This window comes from Acinetobacter sp. QJM3NY_42, assembly GCF_056173745.1.
Window position 1 is genome coordinate 617,801 of sequence record NZ_CM149689.1, and the last position, 19,260, is coordinate 637,060.

Annotated in this window: 16 protein-coding genes; 7 read left to right on the plus strand and 9 right to left on the minus strand. The window is 44.1% G+C overall.

Features of this window, described 5'->3' with window-relative positions; all coding sequences use genetic code 11:
- Positions 1-77: 77 nt before the first annotated feature.
- On the minus strand, positions 78-404 hold the full coding sequence (trxA, locus tag AC0VYT_RS02900; RefSeq protein ID WP_005016162.1) for a thioredoxin: 327 nt from the start codon (positions 402-404) through the stop codon (positions 78-80).
- 264 nt (positions 405-668) lie between these two features.
- On the opposite strand from trxA, the gene ppx reads away from it, so the two are divergent.
- The 5 genes from ppx to AC0VYT_RS02925 are packed head-to-tail and all read left to right on the plus strand — an operon-like array spanning position 669 to position 5,793.
- Complete coding sequence (gene ppx / locus AC0VYT_RS02905; RefSeq protein ID WP_005016160.1) at positions 669-2,189, plus strand: exopolyphosphatase; 1,521 nt, start codon at positions 669-671, stop codon at positions 2,187-2,189.
- Between the two features lie 35 nt (positions 2,190-2,224).
- Positions 2,225-3,049, plus strand: coding sequence for an acetyl-CoA carboxylase carboxyltransferase subunit alpha (locus tag AC0VYT_RS02910; protein WP_005016159.1), 825 nt, complete (start codon positions 2,225-2,227; stop codon positions 3,047-3,049).
- A complete protein-coding gene (tilS, locus tag AC0VYT_RS02915; protein ID WP_005404585.1) occupies positions 2,986-4,350 on the plus strand; it encodes a tRNA lysidine(34) synthetase TilS in 1,365 nt (454 codons plus the stop codon). The genes AC0VYT_RS02910 and tilS overlap by 64 nt, the downstream gene beginning before the upstream one ends.
- A 16-nt stretch (positions 4,351-4,366) precedes the next feature.
- A complete protein-coding gene (gene proC / locus AC0VYT_RS02920; RefSeq protein WP_005016152.1) occupies positions 4,367-5,197 on the plus strand; it encodes a pyrroline-5-carboxylate reductase in 831 nt (276 codons plus the stop codon).
- A 26-nt stretch (positions 5,198-5,223) separates the two neighbouring features.
- Complete coding sequence (locus tag AC0VYT_RS02925) at positions 5,224-5,793, plus strand: YggT family protein (protein WP_005016149.1); 570 nt, start codon at positions 5,224-5,226, stop codon at positions 5,791-5,793.
- A gap of 70 nt (positions 5,794-5,863) precedes the next feature.
- Here AC0VYT_RS02925 and polA read toward each other — a convergent pair whose 3' ends face one another.
- Positions 5,864-8,623, minus strand: coding sequence for a DNA polymerase I (polA, locus tag AC0VYT_RS02930; protein WP_005016146.1), 2,760 nt, complete (start codon positions 8,621-8,623; stop codon positions 5,864-5,866).
- 153 nt (positions 8,624-8,776) lie between these two features.
- On the opposite strand from polA, the gene AC0VYT_RS02935 reads away from it, so the two are divergent.
- On the plus strand, positions 8,777-11,626 hold the full coding sequence (locus tag AC0VYT_RS02935) for a DUF2339 domain-containing protein (protein ID WP_005016143.1): 2,850 nt from the start codon (positions 8,777-8,779) through the stop codon (positions 11,624-11,626).
- On the opposite strand, the gene AC0VYT_RS02940 is transcribed toward AC0VYT_RS02935, so the two are convergent.
- Positions 11,616-12,539, minus strand: a complete 924-nt coding sequence (locus AC0VYT_RS02940) for a mechanosensitive ion channel family protein (RefSeq protein ID WP_005016142.1) — start codon at positions 12,537-12,539, stop codon at positions 11,616-11,618. The two genes, AC0VYT_RS02935 and AC0VYT_RS02940, sit on opposite strands and share 11 nt — an antisense overlap.
- 9 nt (positions 12,540-12,548) lie before the next feature.
- Positions 12,549-13,370 carry a hypothetical protein gene (locus AC0VYT_RS02945; RefSeq protein WP_005016140.1) on the minus strand — a complete coding sequence of 274 codons (822 nt, stop codon included), beginning with the start codon at positions 13,368-13,370 and terminating at the stop codon, positions 12,549-12,551.
- A gap of 103 nt (positions 13,371-13,473) precedes the next feature.
- Here AC0VYT_RS02945 and gspE point away from each other — a divergent pair, with 103 nt between their 5' ends.
- The gene (gene gspE, locus AC0VYT_RS02950; protein ID WP_005016139.1) at positions 13,474-14,961 is read left to right on the plus strand and encodes a type II secretion system ATPase GspE; all 1,488 of its coding nucleotides are present in this window, start codon (positions 13,474-13,476) and stop codon (positions 14,959-14,961) included.
- 71 nt (positions 14,962-15,032) lie between these two features.
- Here the strand turns inward: gspE and AC0VYT_RS02955 are convergent, their stop codons facing one another.
- The 5 genes from AC0VYT_RS02955 to AC0VYT_RS02975 all read right to left on the minus strand — a co-directional run bounded on the left by AC0VYT_RS02955 (position 15,033) and on the right by AC0VYT_RS02975 (position 19,043).
- Positions 15,033-15,458 (minus strand): organic hydroperoxide resistance protein, encoded by a 426-nt coding sequence (locus AC0VYT_RS02955; RefSeq protein ID WP_005016136.1) that lies wholly within the window; start codon positions 15,456-15,458, stop codon positions 15,033-15,035.
- 97 nt (positions 15,459-15,555) lie between these two features.
- Complete coding sequence (locus tag AC0VYT_RS02960; RefSeq protein WP_005016134.1) at positions 15,556-16,380, minus strand: carbon-nitrogen hydrolase family protein; 825 nt, start codon at positions 16,378-16,380, stop codon at positions 15,556-15,558.
- A gap of 23 nt (positions 16,381-16,403) precedes the next feature.
- On the minus strand, positions 16,404-16,934 hold the full coding sequence (gigB, locus tag AC0VYT_RS02965; RefSeq protein WP_005016131.1) for an anti-anti-sigma factor GigB: 531 nt from the start codon (positions 16,932-16,934) through the stop codon (positions 16,404-16,406).
- A gap of 113 nt (positions 16,935-17,047) precedes the next feature.
- Complete coding sequence (gene gigA, locus AC0VYT_RS02970) at positions 17,048-18,016, minus strand: RsbU family protein phosphatase GigA (RefSeq protein ID WP_005016128.1); 969 nt, start codon at positions 18,014-18,016, stop codon at positions 17,048-17,050.
- A 124-nt stretch (positions 18,017-18,140) separates the two neighbouring features.
- Complete coding sequence (locus AC0VYT_RS02975) at positions 18,141-19,043, minus strand: MlaA family lipoprotein (protein ID WP_005016125.1); 903 nt, start codon at positions 19,041-19,043, stop codon at positions 18,141-18,143.
- Positions 19,044-19,260: the final 217 nt, after the last annotated feature.

Genomic DNA, 19,260 nt, shown 5'->3' on the forward strand with positions numbered 1-19,260 from the left:
AAGTTTGTCAATTTAAGCATGAAAAAAATACGCTATTTTATAACAGCGTATTTTTATAACGGATGTTTAAAACCAGATTAGATATTTTCGTCAATAAATGCAGCCAGTTTCGAGCGTGGAGCAGCACCTACCTGTTGACCTACAACTTCGCCATTCTTAAACATCAACAGCGCTGGAATATTACGGATATTGTATTTTACAGCCGTATCTTCGCATGAAGTCACGTCAACTTTAACGATTTTAACCTTGCCTTCGTATTCACGTGATAAATCTTCAAGTACAGGAGCAATTGCTTTACATGGGGCACACCATCCTGCCCAGAAATCTACCAGCACTGGAGTTTCAGCGTCCAGAACATCTGCCTGGAAGTTTTCATCAGTTGTATTAACAATATTAGCAGACATGGGTATGACTCCAAAAGTATTTTAAAGATAGCATTGTAATTTTGCGAATATTACACAGCCATCAGGTTCAATGAAAGAGTTAAAGTTATTTTTCCTCTTATCTGTTGTTTTGTCTAATGGAAGCTCGCGATACTGACAATCGTGATACACAATCATTAAGTAAAACAAAAAATATAAACTCGAGTAAATGTTGAGTAAACGTCTTTTAAATTCATAGCATGTGAATTACTCTAAGCGACAATTCGGTGAAGGTATGTGTAAAGAATGTCTGATTTTTTGATCGATGAAGAATTGCTTGCTGCCATAGACATGGGGTCGAACAGTTTTCATCTTGCAATTGCCAGAGTTGATCATGGGGAAGTCAAAAAAGTTGCCTCAATGTCAGAAAAAGTTCAACTGGCAGCCGGCCTTGATGAAAATAAAAACTTGACTGAAGCTGCACAACAGCGGGGTTTAGCCTGCCTTGCCCGTTTTGTGGCGCGTTTGGGTTCAGTACAACCTACCCGCATGCGAATTGTAGCAACCAATGCCTTGCGTCAAGCGAAAAACGGGCATGAATTTATTCAAAAAGCTGCCGAAATCTTGCCAAAGCCGATTGAAATCATTGCAGGGCGTGAAGAAGCCCGTCTGATTTATCTGGGAGTTTCACATACTATTGCTAATGGTGGCCGCCGGCTAGTCGTCGATATTGGTGGCGGTTCAACTGAGCTGATTATTGGTGAAGAGTTTGAACCCTTGCATACTGAATCTTTACAGATGGGTTGTGTGGCCTATACCAAAGCCTATTTTGCTGACGGCTCTATTTCTGTAAAAGCTTTTGATAAAGCTGTGGTTGCTGCACGTAAAGAGCTCTCTGCAATAGCTAATACCTATAAAACTGAAGGATGGGATACTGTCGTAGGCTCAAGTGGAACCATTAAGGCCTGCCGTCAGATTATGGTTAATATGGGGTTGAGTGACGAGCAGGAAAAAGTTACCCGTGAAGGTCTATATAAATTAAAAGAGAAACTGCTTAAGTTTAAGCATGCTTCTGAAATTGATTTCGAAGGTTTAAAAGATGACCGGCGTGCTGTTTTACCTGCCGGGATTGCCATCTTGTATGCTGTTTTTGAAGTTCTGGAGCTAGATAAACTGGTATATTCAGATGGCGCACTCCGTGAAGGGGTGATGTATGACCTGTTGGGGCGTTTTAAGCATGAAGATATTCGGGACCGTAGTGTACAGGCATTGATGGGACGCTATAACGCTGATCCGAAACAGGCAGAGCGTGTAGTAAAAACTGCCCAGCAACTATTTGATGGCGTGGCAGAATCATTAAATCTGACTTGTGATGACCGTGACCTGCTACGTCGTGCCGCCTATGTGCATGAAATTGGTCTTGCAATCAGTCATGGTGGATATCATCGTCATGGTGCCTATTTACTTCAACATTCCGATATTCCGGGATTCTCCCAGATTGATCAAAATCATCTGTCTCGGCTGGTGGGCTTTCATCGCCGCAAGTTGCGTCATGAAGCAAAAATTGAAGTAACGCGGGCAGGAGGCGAAAAACTGGCCTATCTTTGCTTGTTATTACGTTTAGCAGTTTTAATCAATCATAGTCGCAGTGATCAGGTGCTTCCTGCCATTGAACTGTCTGTAGTAAATGATCAACAATGGCAACTCAGTGTTTCGGGTGATGCCAAACAATGGCCTCTGCTGATTGCAGATTTGCAGGATGAGCAAGTGCAGTTCAAGCATTGGGATATTGAGTTGAATATTCAGTCGGAAAAATTTATCAATTAACTCAATTTTGTTAATTCAGGAATAATACTCGGCCTATGAAGAACAAAGCTGCTCAATCTAAAGCATGGAAAACAGTTCAAATTGCACGTCACCCGGAACGTCCGCAATTTCTGGATTATGTGGGCGAAATTTTTACAGAGTTCGATGCGTTGCATGGTGATCGCGTTTTTGGCGATGATGGCGCGATGATCGGCGGATTGGCTCGTTTCGATGGTCAGCCGGTGATGGTGGTAGGACAGCACCGCGGTCGTAGCACCCGTGAAAAATTGCAACATAATTTCGGGATGTGCAATCCTGAAGGCTATCGCAAGTCACAACGTCTACTCGATATGGCAGAGCGATTCAATCTGCCAGTATTTACGTTTATTGACACTATGGGCGCATACCCAGGTGTAGGGGCTGAAGAGCGGGGACAGGCTGAAGCTATTGCCAGTAGTCTTGCCCAGCTTTCAAGCCTGAAAGTTCCGGTTATTGCAACGGTACTGGGTGAAGGCGGCTCTGGCGGTGCGCTGGGGATCGGGGTTGCAGACCGCGTGATTATGCTGTCACACAGTATTTATTCGGTAATCTCGCCAGAAGGATGTGCCTCTATTTTATGGAAAACTGCTGAAAAGGCAGAACAGGCCAGTGAAGCGTTATCATTAACAGCAGATAAACTTCAGGCACTGGGTATTGTAGAATATGTCGTCGATGAAGGTGAGGGAGCACATTTACATCCCGAACTGGTTATGGACCGTCTTCAAGAAGTGCTTAAACAGGCACTTGATGAATTGAAAGGAATGGATGCTAGCGAACGATGCGAGGCACGTTACCAACGTTTAATGAAGTTTGGCAGCGAGAATTCAGGTCTGGTTGCTTAAAACAGCTTGAGCAGTTTCCACCAGAAACTTCTTTCCTGATCGGATGTAGTGGGGGCATGGATTCCATGCTCCTATTATATTTTATGGCGGCGCTTTGCCCTGGACGGATCAGGGCTATCTATGTTGATCACCAGTTACAGGCTCAGAGTAGGGACTGGGGTATTCATGTGCAAGCTGAATGTATGAAGCTTGATGTTCCATGCATTGTGCAGCCTGTACATGTAAATGCAGGTAATCTTGAACGTCAGGCCCGTGAAGCGCGTTATCAGGCTTATCATCAGCATATTAAATCTGGCGAAGTACTTGTTCTTGCCCATCATCAGCAGGATCAGGCAGAAACCGTATTGTTAAGATTGTTTTCTGGCACGGGTATTTCTGGACTCTCTGCTATGAAACAGCTGGATCAGCGTCATGAAATGCCAATCTGGCGTCCGATGCTGTCCCTCTCTCGTGAGCAGATTTGCCAATGGGCTGAACAATTAAACATCAGTTTTATTGATGATCCTTCAAATAATAATACCCATTACGACCGTGCCTGGTGCCGAACAATGCTCTGGCCGCTCTTAGCTTCCCGCTTTTCTAAAATGCAGCAGGCAGTCACCCGCACAGCTTCATTAATGCAGGATGCCGATGAGATTCTGCAGGAAGTATTACAAGAGGATTTAAAAAATTGTGGCAATGCACAGCAGCTTGATCTCGCAAGATTAAAACTACTTTCAAAACCCCGACAGCGACAACTGCTTTCAGCATGGATGAAAGGTGAAGGTATATATCGGCCAGCTTTTGAAATGGTTGAGCGGATTCAGCATGAAGTTATTGCTGCCAAAGCCGATGCACAGGCGGCGCTACACTGGAACAAGTATTATTATGTTCGTTATCACGGGCAGCTTTACCGGTTACAGACAGATGAATATCTGGCTGAGAGAAACAGTCAGCTCATTTTTGAACAAAGTCTTATTCCCGAGCTTTCTCATGTTTACCAGACTGCTTCTGGCCATTATCAGATTCAACCGCAAGCAGTCGGTTTATCAGCAGATTTATTGAAGCAGAATCTTGTATTAACATCGCGGCAAGGTGGGGAAAGAATTCATCTTTATGGCCGGGTAGGTGCATGGCCGCTCAAAAAGGCTATTCAGGAAGCGCAAATTTTTCCTTGGCAGCGTCATCAGATTCAAATATTAAGCCGAGATAATGTTATGCTTGGGGTTTTTACGCCCAAAGGGTTTTGGTTGGCGCAATCTCCATATTGTGAGCGAGGTGGCTGGCAACCGGTATTAATCACTCAGCAACAACAAATGTAAATGATGAGCATTAAACATGAGCACAGCTTTAAATTGCAATATCTGTTTTATTGGTGGTGGCAATATGGCACAAGCCTTAATTGGTGGCCTGTTAGCACGTGGGTTGCCTGCTACCCGTATTACAGTAGCTGATCCGGTTGAACAGATTCGTTCATTGCTTCAGGAAAAAGATATTCATGTGACTGAAGACAATATTGCAGCTATTCATGATGCCAATGTGGTCGTTCTGGCTGTTAAACCACAGGTATTGGCTAAGGTATTGCAACCTTTAAAAGGTCTGTTTGCTGGAAAACTGCTTATTTCAATTGTAGCAGGTGCTCAGATTGCAACTATCGCTGAGCTGGTCGAGAGTGATCAGGTGGTACGGGTAATGCCGAATACACCGGCACTGGTACAGACTGGCGCACACGGATTGTATGCCAGCCCTGCTGTGCAGCAGGCGGACCGTGATCTGGCTAGTCAGATTCTGGCATCGACCGGTTTGACCTTGTGGGTTAATACCGAAGAACAGATTGATGCTGTTACTGCGGTCTCTGGGTCTGGCCCGGCATATTTTTTCTATATGATGGAAAGTATGATACAGGCGGGTAAAAATCTTGGTCTGGATGAGAAAGTAGCCACCGCACTGACTTTACAAACAGCTTTAGGTGCTGCACAAATGGCAATTACCAGCTCCAGCTCACCGTCTGAGTTACGTAAAAATGTAACCTCACCGAACGGCACGACACAGGCTGCACTGGAAATGTTTGATCGTGCACAGATTTCCCAAAATATTCAGGCTGCACTTGCTGCAGCGAAAAAACGCAGCCAGGAACTCGCACAAGAGCTGAGTGAAAGCACTAAATAATTTGATTTGATTAGGAAAGTTAAAGTATGGGTGCAAATTCTGCGCTAATTTTTGGCATTATCATTAACGTAGCGATTTTGCTCGTCTTCTTCCGTTTCTTGGTCCAGTTGGCTGCGGTGAATCCTTACAACCCGGTAGTAATGTCTACGGTCAAGGCAACCAAGATTGTTGATGTGTTCGGCCGTATCCTGCCAACACTCGGTAAAGGCCGTGTAAATCTGGCAGCTCTGGTTCTGATCGTGGTATTATATCTGCTCAAGATTTTCGGCCTGATGTATCTGTCTGGTGTTATGCCAAACAGCCCTGTGCATCTGGTGATCTTGACTTTTGTGACCATGATTCAGGATTTATTACGTTTCTGTCGCTATCTGATTTTTGCAACGATCATCTTAAGCTGGGTGGTGATGTTTACCCAGTCGCGTGGGCCTTATATTGAAGTCATTCAAGATCTGGCTGAACCTTTATTGGCACCGTTTCGCCGCTTGATGCCTAATATGGGGATGATTGACCTGTCTCCAATTCTGGCATTCCTGGCGCTCTATATTGCCGAGATTTTGATGAATGAAGTTGCCCGGATTTTGTTAGTGGGTTTATAAAGCGCTAAAATAAAAAAGGACCGTTAGGTCCTTTTTTATTTTCTGGTGATTAAGTAAAGCAAGTGGTAGCTTAGTGTGCTTCTTCCCAGTTACAGCCTTTACCTACTTCTACCAGTAAAGGTACAGAGATTTCGACTACCGACTCCATAACCTCAGCCAGTTGAGGGGCCAACTCATCTGCAATATTTTCATCAACCTCGAATACCAGTTCATCATGAACCTGAAGTAATAAACGTGCCTGATCTTTCGGCAAGATTTTATCTACCGCAATCATGGCCAGTTTAATAATATCTGCTGCGCTTCCCTGTAACGGTGCGTTAATTGCAGCACGTTCAGCTGCTTTACGTACCATCATGTTACGGGCATCAATATCTGGTGTGTATAAACGGCGACCAAATAGCGTGTCTACAAAGCCCTGTTCCAAAGCCAGTTGACGGGTACGTTGCATATACTCATAAATTCCCGGGTAACGGTGAAAATACTGTTTGATATAATCCTGCGATTCCTGACGGGTAAAACCAAGCTGACGAATCAGACCGAACTCAGACATGCCATACAGTAATCCAAAGTTTACAGCTTTAGCTTGGCGGCGCTGGTCATTGGTGACGTCTTCAAGGGCGATACCCAAAACTTCAGCTGCTGTACGGCGATGAACATCCTGACCGTGGCGGAAAGCATCTAGCAGGGCATCATCTTGCGAGAAATGGGCCATTAGTCGCAATTCGATTTGCGAATAGTCAGCAGCCAGCAAGACACGACCAGCCGGAGCAATAAAGGCTTTACGAATCTGTCGGCCAATTTCTCCGCGAATTGGAATGTTTTGTAAGTTCGGATCAGATGATGACAGACGTCCGGTGGCAGTAAGTGCCTGATGGTAGCTGGTATGTACCCGATGGGTAGAATTATTGGACTGCTTGACCAGAGCATCTGTATAGGTGCTCTTCAATTTAGCAAGACTGCGGTGTTCCAGAATTACAGCAGCAATCGGATGCTCTATTTTTTCCAGAATACTTTCGCTGGTACTGAACTGGCCTGTGGTAGTCTTTTTACCACCTTTAATGCCGAGCTTTTCAAAAAGCACTTCACCTACCTGTTTCGGAGAAGCAATATTGAACGTTTCACCAGCCATTTCCATCGCTTGCTGTTCTAGCTCCTGCATGGTTTTGGCAAACTCTATGCTGAGCTGGTCCAGAAAGCCGTGGTCTAGACGTATACCATCTTCTTCCATACCCGTCAGAATACGGGCAACCGGCATTTCAATATTATATAAAATATTGCAAAGTTCCGGATGAGCTTTTAATTTTTCAGCCAGTACTTCATAGAGGCGATAAGTAACGTGAGCATCTTCGGCTGCATAAGGTGAAGCCACTTCCAGCTCAATCTGGTTAAAACTCTTCTGCTTGGCACCTTTCCCTGCCACCTGCTCAAAGGTAGTGGTCAGGTGACTTAAATATAGGCGCGCGACATCATCCATACCATGACGGGTAGCCACCGAGTTCAGCACGTAAGAGGCCAGCATGGTGTCAAAAAACCAGCCCTTGAGTTCAATTCCATGATTGGCAAAGATATGGGCATCATATTTAAGATGATGGCCAATTTTTTCAACCTGATCATTTTCCAGGATAGGCTTGATTTGAGCCAGAACCTGTTCACGGTTCAGCTGCTCAGGTGCACCTGCATAGTCATGTGCCAGAGGAACGTAATATGCATCTTTTGCATCAAAGGCGACAGAGAAGCCGACCATTTCTGCTACACGGTAGTCCAGACTTGTTGTTTCAGTATCAATAGCAAAACGGGTTTCGCTAGACATACGCTGAAATAGCAGTTCCCAGTCTGTCTGGGTCAGCACGGTATGATAAGTTGCTTCACCCAGCCGGTCTTCTTCACTGCTCAAAGTAGCATGTTCATCTGGTATGTCTTTATTTGCAGGTAAAGCCGTAGCTTGAGCTGAAGCCTGTTTATAAGTAGTGTTATTTGGATTATGGGGGTGATCTAGGGATTGTAGCTGATTACGGAACTCAAGTTCGGTATACAGATTGCGCAAGGTTTCTACATGTGGATCTGCCAGTTTTAGATCTTCCCAGCTTATATTCAAGTCAAGATCACATACAATAGTAGCCAGCTGATGGTCAATGGTTATACCTTCGAGATTGTCCTTAATACTCTGACTGACTCTACCCTTAATATGTTCTACATTTTCTAGGATGCCCCCGAGTGAACCATATTCATTGAGTAATTTAGCAGCAGTTTTTGCCCCTACACCTGGTACACCCATAATACCATCTGAGGCATCACCCATCAGGGTCAGGTAGTCAATAATCTGGTGAGGCCATACTCCAAACTTCTCAAAGACTCCCTGAATATCCATCGGTTTGTCTTTAAAACTGTCTTCCAGTGTCACTTTATCTGTGACCAGCTGTGCCATATCCTTGTCACCAGTAGAGATCAGGACCTGATGGCCGGCAGCTTCAGCGCGTTTTGCCAGTGTTCCAATAATGTCATCAGCTTCGGCACCCGGCAGGGAATAAAGGGGAATACCTAAAGCCCGGATCAGGGCATGCAGATAAGGAATTTGCTGGGAGAGTTCACTTGGCATGCTTGGGCGGTCACCTTTATAAAGTGGCGACAGCTCATGGCGGAAAGTAGGCTCGGGTGTATCAAAAATTACAGCCATATGGGTGGGCTGGATGCGGCGCATCAGTTTTTGTATTGCAGAAATCGCGCCACGGATTGCATTGGTATGTAACCCGGTTGAAGTGGTTAATTGAGGCAGCGCATGAAATGCCCGGAATAAAAAATAGGACCCATCAACCAAGACAAATGGTGGCATTGAATACTTCCTTACAATCGAATGGCTTTATTCTACGTGAATTTTCTCTGCAATGCAGAATATGAATTTTGCAGCAGTTTGTATGCAAATTCTTTTATCTGATAAGAGATCGGTTAAGATAGCCAAAATTGGACAGGAATACTCAATTTGCCCATGTATAACAAAGATAAGCAGGGATATTTCATTTTTCTTCTGATCATACTTGTCGTTATTTTTGCTGGCTCTGCAGTTGTTAATTTTGAGCTTGGCATGGTCGGCGCCAGTTTATTTTTCAGCATATTACTCATCCAGCTGGTTTCAAATATGCAACAGCGTTTGCAGCAGCTAGAACAGCGGGCGAAATTTATACAGCCAGCAGCCGATCTGGTTTGGCAAAAAGCAGGAATGTATGCAAGTGTGCTGTTTGGGGCAGTGATTTATTTAAGTGACTGGCGCAGTATGCTCTGGCTTGCAATTATAATTTTTATCATTTGTCTGATTCATTTGCTTAACCGGTTGCAACAACGTTTGGCTAATCTGGAGCAGCATCATTCACTGGCTGAACCTTCTTTACTTCCGTTACCCGCCCGGCAACTGCAAAGCAGGCAAGAAGCAGAAATACTTTCCGAACAGATTTTCCCTTCAGGGCCAGCTCATACCGGATCTTCTGTTACCGAACCAGATAGAGTGCCAGCAGTAGCACCAGAACCGGCTGCTGCAAGCTGGTGGCAGCCTGCCATTAACTGGATGGTACATGGCAATCCAATCTTGCGAGTCGCTGTGGCAGTGCTGATGATCGGAGTCATATTATTACTCCGCTTTGCCAGTGAACACTGGCAACTCAGCTTGGGTTTTCGCTTAGGGTTTATTGCTTGTATTGGTGGTGCTATTACATTTTTTGGCTATACCCTGCAAAAGAGAAATCTTTTATTTGCTGTTGCATTACAGGGGGTAGGACTCGCTGTTATTTTCCTGACACTGGTATTTGCCCATCATTATGGAGTTATTGCCAGCCTGTCTATAGCCAGTATGCTCTTTGCAGCACTGTTGATAGTGACCAGTTATTTGAGCCTCAAACAGCATGCTGTTTATCTGGCTATACTAGCTTTAGGAATGGCCTATGCGGCGCCCCTGGTCATTCCACAGTATCATCCGGATACAGTGTTTTTACTGGGCTATTATTTATTAATTAATCTGGCAGTGGCTGTAGTTAATTTTGTTCAGTCCTGGAAAATTCTTAATCACATTGCATTCTTTGTCACCATGCTGTTAGGTGGCAGTGTCATCGTCATATATAGCGAAGCAAAACAGTATCTCATCCTTGATCTCATCATCTGGCTGCATATTCTGCTCTTTATCTGGCTAAGCATTCGCTACAGCCAGTTAATTGCACGTAAACACGCATTAAGTTTAAGACAATTGCTTAGTCATCCTGAGCAAGAACAGGGCCGTTTACAGCCATTGCTTGATGTGAGCCTGATCTTTAGTGTACCCGTGCTGGGTTTTTCCCTGCATGCCTGGTTGATGCGCGATAATACATTGGCTTTGACTCTAGGTGCTGCCTTGCTGGCGCTCATCTATGCCGGATTGACACTCTGGATTCGTCAGCGACAGCAGGAGTTATCTTTACTCGCTAAAAGTTTTTTTATTTTATCGGTTGCTTTTATTGCACTAATTTTTCCGCTGGCCCAAGGGGCACACTGGAGCACCATTGGCTGGGTCGTACAAGGCGCCGCTCTAATTGTCTGGGGCGTAACTGAACGCTACCGATTTAGCCGTTATATTGGGGTAGCATTACTTTTGCTAAGTTCAGTGACCCTGTTTTATCAAATCTGGAGCCAAAGCCAGTTTCCGGTTTTAAGTACAGCAATTTATGCGTTTGCCCAGCTGATATCAGTATATTACCTGTTACAGCATGAGTCCTCTGAAGAAAAGTATTTTAGTAGCAGTGTATTAAGCTGTATTTTACTGGCTTTAGGTCTTTATGCGGGAGCCGCCGCCGCTGTACACAGTCTTGGCCTGCAAGGGCAGGGTTTAAGCCAATATCTGGCTATGGCAGCTCTTTTATCTGCAGCATTTACAGCATTTATGCACTGGAAAACCCAAGTAAATTGGTTGCTGGTACAGTTATTTATCAATACGCTATTTTTATTATTTTTAGGTGCTGCGATCTGGCAGGAAAATTTGTGGACTAATCTGGCATGGAGTACATCGGGGTCTCAATATTCGTTCCTGTTTGCTTCGGCCGTTACTGCTTTTATAACATTATGGGCAAAACCTGAACATAACAGTCAATCAGTAAAAGAATTTTGGGCTGCGGTTAGCTGGTTATTGTTGGCTGTTACTGGTTTGGCTATTTTGCCAACAACGCCACTTCTGGCACTGGGCTTAATTCCTGCATTGTATGGCGCTTGGGCAATTTACTCAAAAATATCTTTTCTGATGCATTCTATTACAGTGTGGTGTTTAAGTCTGTTGTGGCTGACTGGCCTGAGCATTGATGTTCAGGTTGCTGAGTATGCCTACTGGACAGTAATTCTTAATCCTGCCGATCTGCTTTCGATTGGAGTAATGGCTGGTTTACTCTGGGCGATTTATCAATATCGATTCCATGATAAAAATCTGGAATGGACATTCAAGATTGGTTCGATTCTGGTGAGCTTGCTGGTTATGAGCAGTATCATGGTACGTGGCTTACATCATTACCTTGGTACGCCACTTTGGGGAACAGCAATTTGGAGTAATGGGACAGTTCAGCTCAGTTTAACCCTGTTGTGGGTTATCCTTGCTTTTATCCTGATGACGCTGGCCAGTCGCCGCTTGTTGCGACAGATCTGGTTTATCGGTGCAGCCTTACTGGCTATTGTAGTGGCAAAACTGGTCTTTCTGGATCTATCGCAAAGTGGCACTATTACCCGGGTGTTCTCGTTTATTGGGGCCGGAATCGTGATGCTGATTATTGCTTATCTGGCACCTCTGCCACCTGCCATACAACAGTCGACAGATGATGAGCCTAAAGTTTAGGCTCACGTTTTATTTCTCTGGCATTGGCATATGTATCAATATCTTCATTAGCCAATGCAGCAGTGAGAGGGGGGCGGTCAACAAAGCCCATTTTGGGAACAGGAATTTCAATCTGATTATCGACAAAGCCATTACGGATCAATTCCTGCATTTCATCACGGACCTGCAGATAATTTTCCCGGCTACACCATACGGCGAACAATAGTTCAATTGATGATTCTCGAAATGCCGTTACTGTCACTGCCGGTTTAGGTTCGTCCAAAACCAGAGGATACTTATTGGCAACTTCCAGCAGAACTTCCCGTACTTTAATAATATCTTCATGGAAACTAATCGCGAGGGTAATGGGGATACGCCGTATGGGAAATTTTGACAGATTCATAACCGGTGCCCGAATCAGCTGTTCATTCGGCAAACGCACATAAACATTATCGAGGGTGAGCAATTTGACCGAAAGCAGATCAATTGACAGGACCTCGCCTTCAATTACATGGCCACGGATGAGAGTAATCTGGATGGTATCACCAACCTCAAAGGAGCCTTCACCAATCAGGAATAGACCGCTGATCAGGTTGGTCGCAGAAGTCTGCGAAGCAAAACCTAAAGCTACTGTTAAAATGCCGGCGGCGCCAAGAAAAACGCTAAGTTTGAAACCGGCTTCCTTCAAACTGGCAATTACAAAAAGCAGAAAGATAAAATAAAAAATACCGCGGCGCCAGACGAGGCGCTGATGAGCATTAAAACGTAAACCTACCGTACGGATAAAAGTATTGGAAATTACCCGGGCAATCAAGAAACCAATCAGGCAAAGTACCAGTCCTACCAAGATTTCACTTAAACGGTCCAGATTAATATTGGTAAAGATTCCTTTGAGGCTTTGGGTCACTTCTTTTGGAATATTTGTATCAGCCATGACCACCTCTTAGAAGAATGAATCAAACATGTTAAATAGTGCTCCACCTGGAGAGCGCGGGGGATGAATATACTGAACCTCGCCAGCCAGAGGCGGGGTCTGGTTTTCAATTCTTACCCGCGGAGGACGGTCCAGTCCTTCATGCAGAACTTTAATCTGTGAAGTCCATAAACGGCCAGTTTTTTCGCTATAAAACAAAGGCAAGGCAGGTACAGGCACATTCATGCGGTCAAAACGCAGCTGCTGATTGCTGGTATTATGAAAATGGATAGGGGTTACGGCGCGAAAAGCACGCGGTTTAAGCTGGCTTAGTTCAGTACGGCCATCCACTGCGGTGGCATAGCACATTTCACCGGTACGCTGGTCTGGGCCAAACCAGGTATCTTTAGAAAGAATGACCGGTAAATCGAATAAAGGATCTCGCTGACTTTCTACAAAACCGGCAATCCATAAGGGAGTGCTGATATAAAGCGTACCGCGTTGCCCTGCTGGGATGTAAATCGGATTGACCGGTTTAATTACGACAGAGCGGTCAGCCAGACGAGGCATGAGCTGGAATTTGCTATGTGTTTTTTTAAACATATAACGTTCAATCTCAACCGGCTGTGGAAAAATAAAATCTGGTTCTTCAATGATACGCCATTCCTGCTCATCATCATGCTGAAACTGTGGTCGATGATATTCAAGTTGCCACTCGCGCTGACTGCGAGTCAGACGAAAAAATAATGAACCGAACTGCCAGGCTTTATTCTGGTTCATATCAAATTGCTGTTCACCCCACCACTTGATAGTAGAAGATTCAGGCTCGAAATTTTCATTGTAATTTGTCAAGACCAGTTATTCCTTTCATCACATCTTTAGCAAAAAACAGACTTCACGCTGTCATATGCATAGAGTACACTCAAAACCAATTTTTCTATTATTATAAGTTGTGATGCAAATACTTAAACAATTACAAATACCTTACAGTTTTGCAAAACGTCATGGCGTCATCTTGCGTTATGAAGGGGACCAAGTCTATATCATGCGTCGTGAAGACACGACTCCTCTTGCTTTGCAGGAGGCTCGTCGGCTACTGGGCCGCCCGGTACATTACCAGTTATGCAGTGCGCAAGAGTTCAATAGTTTATTAGGATCCAGTTATGCCGGTGATACCGGTGAATCACAGCAGGTAGCTGCAGGGCTCGAAGACCATCCGGACTTGCTGAGCCTGGCAGATCAGGTACCTGAAGCAGAAGACCTGATGGATCAGGAAGATGATGCACCCATCGTTCGCCTGATTAATGCCTTGCTGTCTGAGGCAATTCGTGTCGGCGCGTCCGATATCCATATTGAATCTTTTGAGAAAAAACTTTCAGTTCGTCTGCGGGTCGATGGACAATTACGAGAAATCGTTCAGCCACGGCGGGAGCTTGCACCTTTGCTGGTGTCCCGGATTAAAGTAATGGCCCGTTTGGATATTGCCGAAAAACGTATTCCACAAGATGGCCGTATTTCGCTTCGTCTTGCCGGACGCGAAGTTGATGTTCGTGTTTCGACCTTACCTTCTTCGCATGGTGAGCGGGTTGTTATGCGTCTGCTCGACAAACAGGCGGGTCGTCTTAATATGACGCATCTCGGCCTGATTGCAGAAGATTATGAACGGTTAAAAACTTTGGTGCACCGACCCCACGGTATTATTCTGGTGACCGGTCCAACCGGTTCTGGTAAAACCACGACTTTATATGCGGCTTTGTCTGATCTGAATGATGGTAGCCGTAATATCCTGACAGCCGAAGATCCTATTGAATACCAACTTGAAGGAATTGGCCAGACCCAGGTTAACACCAAAGTAGATATGACTTTTGCGCGGGCTTTAAAAGCTATGCTGCGTCAGGACCCAGATGTGGTTATGGTCGGGGAAATTCGTGATCTGGAAACAGCTGAAATCGCAGTGCAGGCCTCTTTGACTGGCCACCTTGTACTTTCTACACTCCATACCAATACAGCCATTGGTGCAGTAACACGTCTAAAAGATATGGGCATTGAACCTTTTTTACTTTCTAGTTCTTTAATTGGTGTGGTGGCTCAGCGTCTGGTACGTACTTTATGCGCACACTGTGTCGATTGGCGTGAGGCTGACAGTTTTGAGCAGCATATCTTTAACTCTTTTGAACAGATAGAACCGGTTCGTTTACCTGTACCTAAGGGCTGCGAATACTGTGCCCATACCGGCTTTACTGGACGTACAGCTATTTATGAGATTGTTCCGATTGATGAGCAGATGCGCCGTCTGATTCATGGGAATGCAGCAGAGTATGAGCTGGAAAATTTTGCCCGCAGACATGCAGGTTCAATTCGCGAAGACGGCTTGCGTAAAGTATTGCAGGGTAAAACAACTTTAGAAGAAGTGCTTCGCGTTACCAATGAAGCAGCCGAATAAGTCATTTTATAAGAATATTAATCAGGACATTATAAAATTCTGTTTTTGAATTTTATAATGCCCTTTTACTTTTAAGTCGTAATTTTTAAATCAACATTAATATTATTGCGAGTCGCGTTTGAATATGGACAGACAATATGAGCAGCTTCAACCAGTTTTTCCGCTTCAGTCTGGTCCATTCCTTCTAAATGAATATTGAGTGTGACTTCAATACCAAAACCGGTCGGTATCGGCCCAATTCCTACTTCGCCGTCAATATAAGCATCTTTAGGCATGCTATATTTATCACGGCCCGCAACAAATTTCATTGCACCCAAGAAGCAGGCAGAATAGCCAGCCGCAAATAATTGTTCAGGGTTAGTGCCACCACCAGGACCGCCCATTTCCTTTGGTACAGCCAGTTTTACATCTAAAATCTCGTCAGATGAGGTTGCGCGACCATCACGGCCACCTGTTGCTTTTGCATGTGCACGATAAACTACTTTTTCTAAAGCCATTTTATTACCTATAAGCGAATAGTTGTAGTGTTATCGTGGCGTATTAAAGACCAGAATAAATTGGTTTTTTTGTAAAAAAATCTAAAACCAAATTAAATCAGAACGTGACCAGTTTTCGATGTTGCATGAGAGGCATAGAGTTACGTACAGACTGCTGTTCTTGCAGGTCAAAAGGAACGGTAATCAGGCCCGGACCTTCATTGTTAACCATAGCCAGCAGCTGGCCGCGTGAGTCTGCTGCGGCTGCATGTCCCCAAGTCTGGCGCTTTTCACCATGCCAACCCTGCTGCGCTGCACCTAAAACCTGACATTGGCTATCCATTGCGCGAGCTTGTAAAAGTAACTGCCAGTGTAGCTGGCCTGTAGTGTAAGTAAAAGCAGCTGGCGCAGTTAAAATATTGGCACCACGCTGACGTAGGGTTAAAGCCAGCTCTGGAAAGCGAAGGTCATAACACACCATAAGCCCGATTTGGCCAAATGGTGTATGAATGACTACAGGCTTGTCACCAGGTTCAAATACTTTAGATTCCTGGTAACCACCTACAGCATCCCCAACCTGAACATCAAAAAGATGAATTTTGTCATAACGTCCTTCGGTTTTTTCCGGACTGATACATAAACTGGTCGTACGTACCCGACCATCTTTTATGGTAGAGCCATCAGGACGAAACGGGCAGGGCAATGTACCTGCAATGATCCAAAGATTATAATGATGTGCCAGCTGCTCTAGCCGGCGCTGAATATGTTCAAACTGTTCAGCCGTTTCACGCTGCTTACCTGCTGCAAAACAGACAAAATTTTCCGGAAATACAATAAGCTCGGCACCTTCAGCCTTACTCTGCTGCATCAAACGTTCAATCTCAATGAAGTTATCTTCAATCAGATTTTGGGAATTCATTTGAACAACAGAAAGTAATGGCATCAGTTACTCCGTTTGTTTAGGCTTCAGGTCGAAGGCGCATTTTTACGTTCAGATACCTGATCCAGTGTATCCTGTTCTTTTTGCAACTGTTTTACCAGAGGTTCAAACATATTCTGGTTATTCTGGTTGAGTTTCATTAAAGTTCGGTGAGCATCGAGTACAGTCGTCAACATAGCACCATGAGTTACATGCTCTTCAACAAGTGTACGTGTGCAAACGTTTGGATCACCGCAGTAATTTAAAATTACAAAAACCTGCCCCAGCCCCATACTGTTGGCCAGAGTCGTAATATCGGAATTGGTAGAGAGCATGACAGCCTGAATATTATGGGTCTGCTTAAGTTTTAAGCCCAGCTTCGCCAAAATACCTAATACAGTACTGTCAATAAAAGTAGTCTGGGTCAAATCGACGATTGCACCCACGACACCTGCTTGTTGCTCAATTTTACCAAGTAATTTGTCTAGACTTATACAAGATTGGGCTCGCACTTCACCAATAAGTTTGAAAATATGCGTTCCATTCAAGCTTGCATATTCAACATGACCTGTTGACATATAAATGCCATTTGCAGAGAAGGATATGAAAATTATCACATAGGGGGGCTACAGACTCAAGTGGCCGATAGTCATCATAGCTATAGCTAAAGAGTATTATATTGATAAATCAGTTAATTCTTTCGACATAGACTTAAGATAGCAATGTCATCTGCAACATGACTCGGAGGCTCAAATGACTGTTTTTCCAGATGTTGGACCAGTTGTTCAAACTGTTCATTCAAACGCCCATCAAAGGGTTCAAGGGCGCCATCTGAACAGATAATGAACCGTGCATGCTGGTTCAGATAACATTCAAACTCTTCAACTTCTAGATCATCTGTCAAGCCTAATGGAAAGCTGCTCGTACTTAAAATTTTCGGTGGTTTATGTGGTTCAAACAAAATAGCGGGCGGATAATGTCCCGCGCTGGACCAGCGGAGTTGATGGGTTTCGAGGTTTAAAATTCCGGCAATCATGGTGATATGCTTTTCAATATTTTCTTGCATCAGCATACCGTTTAGTTTCTTGATCAGTTCACAGGGTGTTTTAGAGCGTCCATGAAAGGCAGCCATCCATGAGGTTAACAAGCTGCTGGTTACCCCATGGCCTGAAACATCTGCTAAATAGAAAATAATTTCTTTATCATTCAGCTTCCAGTAGTCATACCAGTCACCGGACAAATAGGCTGAAGGTTGAAAAAAAGTTTCTATTTCATAATCTTTTAAGGCTAAAGGATTAGGTAAAAGACGTTTTTGCAGTTCTGCGGCTGAGGGCAGATCACGACTATCCTGATTACGTTTATACTGTGCATCTATTTTTAACAACGCCTGATCAGGCTGATCCGGTAGATCATTCCAAATCCAGCCAGCTAACGCTCCCTGTTCCCAAGCTTTGGCAAGTGCAGCCCCCTCATGCTGAAAAGCAATAACTACAGTAGGTAAATTCCACTGATAAACCAGGAAATCTTCTACATCTGCAATTGCAATAATTGTCGGGTCGTATAAATCGATATCCTCAATATGAATCATTTGCAGATTCGGAAGCGCATGTAAAGCCCGATCCAAATAAGGAATAGGGCGAGTGGGCTGAATAAAATACATAAGAGGCGTTGATTTACCTGTTTTAAACAAATTTTAAGTTCATCATAATAGATATACTAATTATATAAATCAAAGTGTTGCTAGAGTAACTAGAAAGGATCTAGCAAAACTATTTATCAATTAGTTAATCCGAGATAATTTCAGGATTCGCATTTTCATCTGCTTCATCATCAATAAAAGTGATTTCAGCATCAGTGCCTTTTTTCTGGGCAATCTCATAGTTTTTACGCTGTAAATAAATATCACGGATGGCCGCATAACGGTCGCCCTGTAAGACATCTTCAACATCAAGTAGCTGGGAACGAATATCGATACCACGTAGCATCTGGTCCCCCCAGTAAAGACCCTCGTGATCTTCAAAAATATATTTTTGTGGTCGCGCCTGACTGTCTACTACGCGACCTACAGTATCACGAAAAGTACTCGGACCTAAAACAGGTAATACCAGATAAGGCCCGGACGGCACTCCCCAGTAACCCAAAGTTGTACCAAAGTTCTCGTCTTCACTCTCTAAACCTACACGTCTCGCTGGATCAGCAAAACCTAAACTCGATAGGGTATTTACTGTAAAACGACCGAGAGTTTTTGCTGCGCGGGCCGGACGTCCTTGCATAAGCTGGTTTACTGCGTTCCAGGGTTCACCTAAATTCTTGCGGAAATTGCGGTAGGTTCCCCGCACATCAGTAGGTATCTTTTCTACATATTGCACAGCAACTGGTCGGATAATAGTGCGATCAAGTGCATCGTTTAATTCATAGATCTGACGATTCAGAGGTTGTAAAGGATCTTTGACCTCCTCAGGCTGTGCTGCATTAGCATTTACCTTTAAGTCTTGACGGGTAACATTCTTGAGCTGCTTTAAAGCTTCTAAACGAGAAGGATGAGACGGATGGTCCGGATCAATCACCTCAGCATCAGGAACCTGTTCTGTTGAAGCCGAAACAGGCTGAGCAATCTCCTGAGCGAAACTAGAAGAAGCAAAACCGGCAGCCAGTAAGCTTGCCCATAAAAAATGAAAGTGAGGCATAAAAATTCCTAAAACTTCTACAAGCAGTCAAATGGTCCACAAATTTGATGAGAACTTATTTAAACAGTTCCTTGAATCACACTATTAAAGCAAATTTGTTTGAAATATGGTGAAAAAAAGATGTTTTGTTTAAGAATTATCCAGATGAACGATATTTTATAAAATACCCCTTGCGTTAGGAAATAAATGGCCTATAATGCACATCCATCGGCGGTGA